Origin of the sequence: Georgenia daeguensis (assembly GCF_039537705.1) — a bacterium.
Taxonomy (GTDB): Bacteria; Actinomycetota; Actinomycetes; order Actinomycetales; family Actinomycetaceae; genus Georgenia; species Georgenia daeguensis.
The window spans coordinates 1-4,801 of the sequence record NZ_BAABBA010000054.1 but is presented as its reverse complement, the minus strand read 5'-3'; the positions used below and the strand labels follow the sequence as shown (position 1 = coordinate 4,801).

General features: G+C 72.9%; 5 protein-coding genes and 1 pseudogene. 3 read left to right on the top strand and 3 right to left on the bottom strand.

Annotation, left to right across the window (positions count from 1 at the left end; all coding sequences use genetic code 11):
• Nucleotides 1–385 precede the first annotated feature (385 nt).
• Genes ABD774_RS21180 through ABD774_RS21170 form a run of 3 tightly spaced genes read right to left on the bottom strand, consistent with a single transcriptional unit; the run spans nucleotide 386 to nucleotide 3,209 of the window.
• Nucleotides 386–1,564, bottom strand: coding sequence for a hypothetical protein (locus ABD774_RS21180; protein ID WP_345045667.1), 1,179 nt, complete (start codon nucleotides 1,562–1,564; stop codon nucleotides 386–388).
• Complete coding sequence (locus ABD774_RS21175; protein ID WP_345045664.1) at nucleotides 1,561–2,451, bottom strand: cytochrome c biogenesis CcdA family protein; 891 nt, start codon at nucleotides 2,449–2,451, stop codon at nucleotides 1,561–1,563. The genes ABD774_RS21180 and ABD774_RS21175 overlap by 4 nt, the downstream gene beginning before the upstream one ends.
• A gap of 5 nt (nucleotides 2,452–2,456) precedes the next feature.
• Nucleotides 2,457–3,209 (bottom strand): DsbA family protein, encoded by a 753-nt coding sequence (locus ABD774_RS21170; protein WP_345045662.1) that lies wholly within the window; start codon nucleotides 3,207–3,209, stop codon nucleotides 2,457–2,459.
• A gap of 105 nt (nucleotides 3,210–3,314) precedes the next feature.
• Here ABD774_RS21170 and ABD774_RS21165 point away from each other — a divergent pair, with 105 nt between their 5' ends.
• The 3 genes and pseudogenes from ABD774_RS21165 to ABD774_RS21155 all read left to right on the top strand — a co-directional run.
• A complete protein-coding gene (locus ABD774_RS21165; protein ID WP_345045659.1) occupies nucleotides 3,315–3,866 on the top strand; it encodes a hypothetical protein in 552 nt (183 codons plus the stop codon).
• On the top strand, nucleotides 3,859–4,254 hold the full coding sequence (locus ABD774_RS21160) for a BlaI/MecI/CopY family transcriptional regulator (protein WP_345045657.1): 396 nt from the start codon (nucleotides 3,859–3,861) through the stop codon (nucleotides 4,252–4,254). The genes ABD774_RS21165 and ABD774_RS21160 overlap by 8 nt, the downstream gene beginning before the upstream one ends.
• A pseudogene (locus tag ABD774_RS21155) lies at nucleotides 4,251–4,801 on the top strand (M56 family metallopeptidase); the annotation flags it as partial. The gene ABD774_RS21160 and the pseudogene ABD774_RS21155, both read left to right, overlap by 4 nt.

Sequence of the window (4,801 nt, the reverse complement as noted above, 5' to 3'; positions counted from 1 at the left end):
CGAGCCTCTCGCCGCCATCAGCGCCTGACCCGACAACGAAGGATCACCGAACCGGAGATCACCGGACCGATACACCACTCCCGCGGACTTGACCCCCCGACTACACCCTCAATTCTGAAGAGCCGCAAATGCACACAGACTCCACTCGACCTCCTGAAGGTTGAATCACGTTGATAGTGCGGCTCTGATTGCCGCAGATCACTCTTGGCAGCCACGACACACCACTCGCTGTCTGCTGTACGCAAACGAACGTTATTCGACGCCCCATTTAGATAGGAACTCATCACTGTCGCTTCCTATGGCACACGAGATGAGGCCGGTCGCAGGTACCCCGGGGCCGTAGCTGCCACAGGTTTGCACCCACGAGCCGACGGGGAGCAATGGTCTACTCTGCTCCGACCGGTCGGGTGGTGACGAGCAGCTGCTCGTCGAGCGGGACGACGGCGGCGCCGTGCGAGGAGAAGAGCGAAGGGACGCCGAGCGGGGACGCGCCCTCGGTGAAGACGGTGGCGTCCTCGCCGGTGACGGCGTTGAGCACCTGGACCGCGTCGCCGACTCGGAGGTAGGCAAGGACGCCACCGACCCCGGCGAGGGTGACCTCGCCGTCGAGCTCGCGGGTCCAGGCCGTGCCCTCGGCCGTGCGTCCGGTGACCACAGAACCGGCTCGCGTGACGACCGTGCCCGTGCCCGGGTCCCGGCGGGCGTCCTCCACGTCGGTGGCAAGGACCGTGCCGTCGGCGAGGTCGACGAGCGCCCCGCTCTCCGCACCGGCCGGCCCGACCAGGGCTGTCCCGTCGGGCGGGCGGGCGCCGGCCACGGATGTCACCCCGCTCCCCTCGGGGATGCCCGCATCCGCGAGGGGCAGCGACCACCTCTCCTCGCCGGCCGGGCCGGTGGCCGTGAGGGCTCCGTCGGCGGCGGTCAGGACGACGCCGTCGTACTCCCCGACGACGGCGGTACCGGGCTGGTCCTTCTCGTCCCGGACGATGGCGCCGGTGGCGGGATCGAGAGCGGCCCGTGGTCCGGTCTCCCCGATCGCCGCGCGCGGCGCGGACGCTGAGAAGACGAGGCCCGGACCGTGGTGGGGACCGGGGACGTCGACCGGGCCCCAGAGCCGCTCACCGGTGGCGAGGTCGTAGGCGGTGGCGGTGGTCTGCGCGACGGCGGCGTCGGTGCTCTCGAGGTCCGTCAGGACGGCGACGGGGCGGTCAGTGGCGCGGCTCAGCGCGAACCCCGTGCACGACGGCGGGCGCTCGGCCTCCCACAGGACGGTGCCCTCGCTGTCGGTCGCGATGAACCGCAGCGGGTCCTCGGGCGCCTCCGGGGAGCGGATCCCCAGGAAGATCCCGTCGTGCTCCAGCGGCTGCTCGGTCCACCCGGTGGCGACGACCTCGAACGGCGCGAGCGGCAGCGGCAGGCTCTGGGGGCTCACGTCTGAGGCCTTCGCGGGCTCGTCCACCGCGACCGGGGTCGGGTCGACCTGGGCCGGTTCCGGCTCCGTCGCGCAGCCTGCGATCACGGCGAGGAGCACCCCGGCGGCCGCGGCGGTCGGGGCTGCCCTCACGAGGCAACCTCCTCGTCGACGTCTCGATCCGTGGCTGGCACCTCCGAGGGAACGTCGCCGCGGGCACCGCCCCGCCGCCGCCACGCCCACACACCGAGCACGGCGAGGGCCGCGACGACGATGAGGAGCGGCTCGGGCACGGCGGCGGACATGGACAGCACCGTGGTCTGGAGGCTGCCCAGCAGGGTGGCCGGCAGGAGCTCCGGCAGCGCCGCCATGCCGTTGGTGGTGACGAAGACGACGCCCACCGCCACCAGGACGATGCCGGTGACCATCGAGGTGGTGTGGAGCCGGAGCCGACCGACCTGCACCTCGCGCCCGCGCAGACGCGCCCGGCCGGCAGCGCCGAGGCGGTTCCACAGTGCCGCGAGCCCGAGCAGCGGGACCACCATCCCGGCGCCATAGACGGCGAGCATGGTGCCGGCGACCACGAGGGATTCCTCGGTCGCGGCCATCGTGAGCACGGCGCCGAGGATCGGTCCGGAGCAGAACCCGGCGACGCCGGAGACCCCGCCGAGCAGGAAGGACCGCACCAGGCCGGACTGGCGAGGGGCGGTGGCCTGAACGGTCCGGACGCCGGGCAGCAGCTTGGCCAGGTCGAAGCCGATGCCGAAGATCTGGAGTACGCCGAAGAGGATGATGAGCCAGCCCGCGCCGGTGACGAGGAGGTCGCGGTGGGTGGTGACCAGCGAGCCGGCGAGGGAGGCGCCGAGGCCGAGCGGGACGAGCAGGGTGGCGAGGCCGAGGAAGAAGACGGTGCCGTGGCCGAGCAGGCGCGCGCCCGCACCGGCCGTCGAGGCGAAGAACGCGGGCAGCAAGAGCGCCCCGCACGGGCTGAGGAGTGCGAGCATGCCGCCGAGGAACGCGGCGAGGAGGGTCAGCTCCACCGCGCTCAGCCCTGCGCCTCGGCCAGCGCGTCGTCGAGGGTCTCGACGAAGACCTCGGTGGGCTGGGCGCCCAGGATCGGGGTCCCGCCGAGCAGGAAGGCGGGGGTGGAGTACACGCCGAGCGACGCCGCCTCGTCCTGGTTCTGCGCCACCGCTGCGGCGACCTCCTCGGAGCGCAGGTTGGCGGTGAACCGTTCGGTGTCGAGGCCGAGCTCGGCGGCCAGCTCGATGAGCGACTCCTCGTCGAGCTCGCCGGCCGGCCGCTTCTCGCCGCCCTCGAACAGCGCGTCGTGGTACTCGACGTACCGGTCCTGCAGCCCGGCGGCGTACGCCGCCCGGGCGGAGATGAGGGACTCCTGGCCGAAGACGTTGATGTCACGCCATTCGATGCGCAGGTCGCCGGCCTCGGCGCGCTCGAGCATCGTCGGCTGCGTCTGCTCGCTCCACATCGCGCAGAACGGGCACTGGAAGTCCGAGTACACGACGAGGCTCACCGGCGCGTCGACCGGGCCGACGGCCATGGGATCGGCCGGGTCCCGGCGGGCCATGTCCGGCAGCGCCTCCTGCTCGGGCTCCACGACCTCGGCGACCGGACCCTCACCGGTCGTCCCCTCCGGCTCCGCGGCCGCCCCCGCCTCGGAGTCCCCGCCGCGCGCCACCAGCGAGACGGCGACGAGCACGGCGGCCACGAGGGCCACGAGGACAGGGACCAGCCACGCCGGCCGCCGCGCGGACGAGGTGGTGGAGGTGGAAGGCATGAACGGGCCTCTCGGATCGGGTGCTGGCTGCGGTCACGCAGAGCGTCCGCATCGAAGACGATCTACTACCTGACGTAGTAGTGATCTATGCGGCATAGTAGACACATGCCCGTTCGATCCACCACCCTGCGCCGGCTCACGTCCTCCGCCCGCAGCACAGGAACGCTCGCCGTCGCCGCCCTGCGGATGTGGTCCGCGCGTCAGGTGCTGGCCGCCGTCGCGGCCACCGTGGTGGTGGCGGTGACGATCGGCGTGCCGACCGTCCTGATCCCGAACCCCGTCTTCGGTCGCGAGATTCCGGTGGAGCCGTGGAGCTACCCCGTGTGGGTGCTCACGTCCGTCCTCGCGGGTCTGCTGGTGGCCACCTACGTCCGCCCCCGTGGGACGGCGGAGCCGGTCGAGGCGCCCCGGGCCGACGGCGAGCGTGCGAGCAGGGCCGGGATGGCGGGCAGCCTCCTGACGTGGTTCGCCGTGGGGTGCCCGGTGTGCAACAAGATCGTGCTGCTGGCTCTCGGCTACACCGGTGCGCTGACGTGGTTCGCGCCCGTCCAGCCGGTGCTCGCGGCGGCCGGGCTGGGCCTGACGGCCGCCGCGCTCGTGGTGCGGTTACGCGGCCAGGTTGCCTGCCCGCTCCCGGCGGCGGTGGCCCGTGGCTGAGGTGCAGCTCCCCCGGCTCGGCACGCTCGAGAAGGAGGTCATGGAGATCCTTTGGGACTGCCCGACCGAGCTGTGCACGCGCGACGTGCTGGAGCAGACCTCGCAGACCCTCGCCTACACCACGATCGCCACCGTCCTGAACAACCTCGTCAAGAAGGGGTTGGTGGAGCGCGTGCCGGCAGGGCGCACGTGGGCGTACCGCCCGTTGCACGACCGCGGCGAGTACGTCGCCGGCCTCATGACGGAGGCCCTATCCTCCACCGCCGACCGCGAGGCCTCGCTGCTCCACTTCGTGGAGTCGATGTCCGACGGCGACGTCGCGCTCCTGCGCACCCTTCTTGCCGACGGCCGCACCGACCGGAGCGCCGGCAGGGCGGGGGCGCCGTGACCGTGCTGACCGTCGCGGCCACCCTGACGGTCCTCCTCCTGCTAGGGGCCACCGCCGGGCCTGCCATCCTCGCGCGGCTCGCCCCGGCACTGAGCGCACGCCCCCGGTGGGGCATGGCGTTGTGGGCATCCTCCGCGGTGCTGTGGGTCCTCGGTCTGCTCAGCGTCGGACCGCTGCTCGCGTGGACGGTCGCCGGCCCCGGACTACCGGGCGCGGCCGGCACGGTGTGCCGGCGCTGCCTCACGGCGGCCAATCCCTTCGCGTCTGTGCCGGGATGGACGACCCAGCTGCTCCCGACCTATCTCCTCCTCCTCGTCCCGGCCGCGGTGGTGGTGGGACTGCTGGGATACGCGGTCGTGCGCCTGACCGCGTACCGCCGGGAGCTGCGCCGCCAGCTGCGCACGCTCGCCGCCGTGGCCCAGCTGCGCCAGGTGCAGGGCACCGCGGCGTGGGTCGTCCCCTCGGCCGAGCGGACCGCCTACGCCCTGCCCCGCCGGCGCGACGGCATCGTCGTGACCCAGGGCACGCTCGACGGCCTGGACGAGGA

Excerpts from the sequence above, each read along its gene's own strand:
- ABD774_RS21165 (WP_345045659.1), top strand. The coding sequence starts at position 3,315 with ATGCCCGTTCGATCCACCACCCTGCGCCGGCTCACGTCCTCCGCCCGC.
- ABD774_RS21170 (WP_345045662.1), bottom strand. The coding sequence starts at position 3,209 with ATGCCTTCCACCTCCACCACCTCGTCCGCGCGGCGGCCGGCGTGGCTG.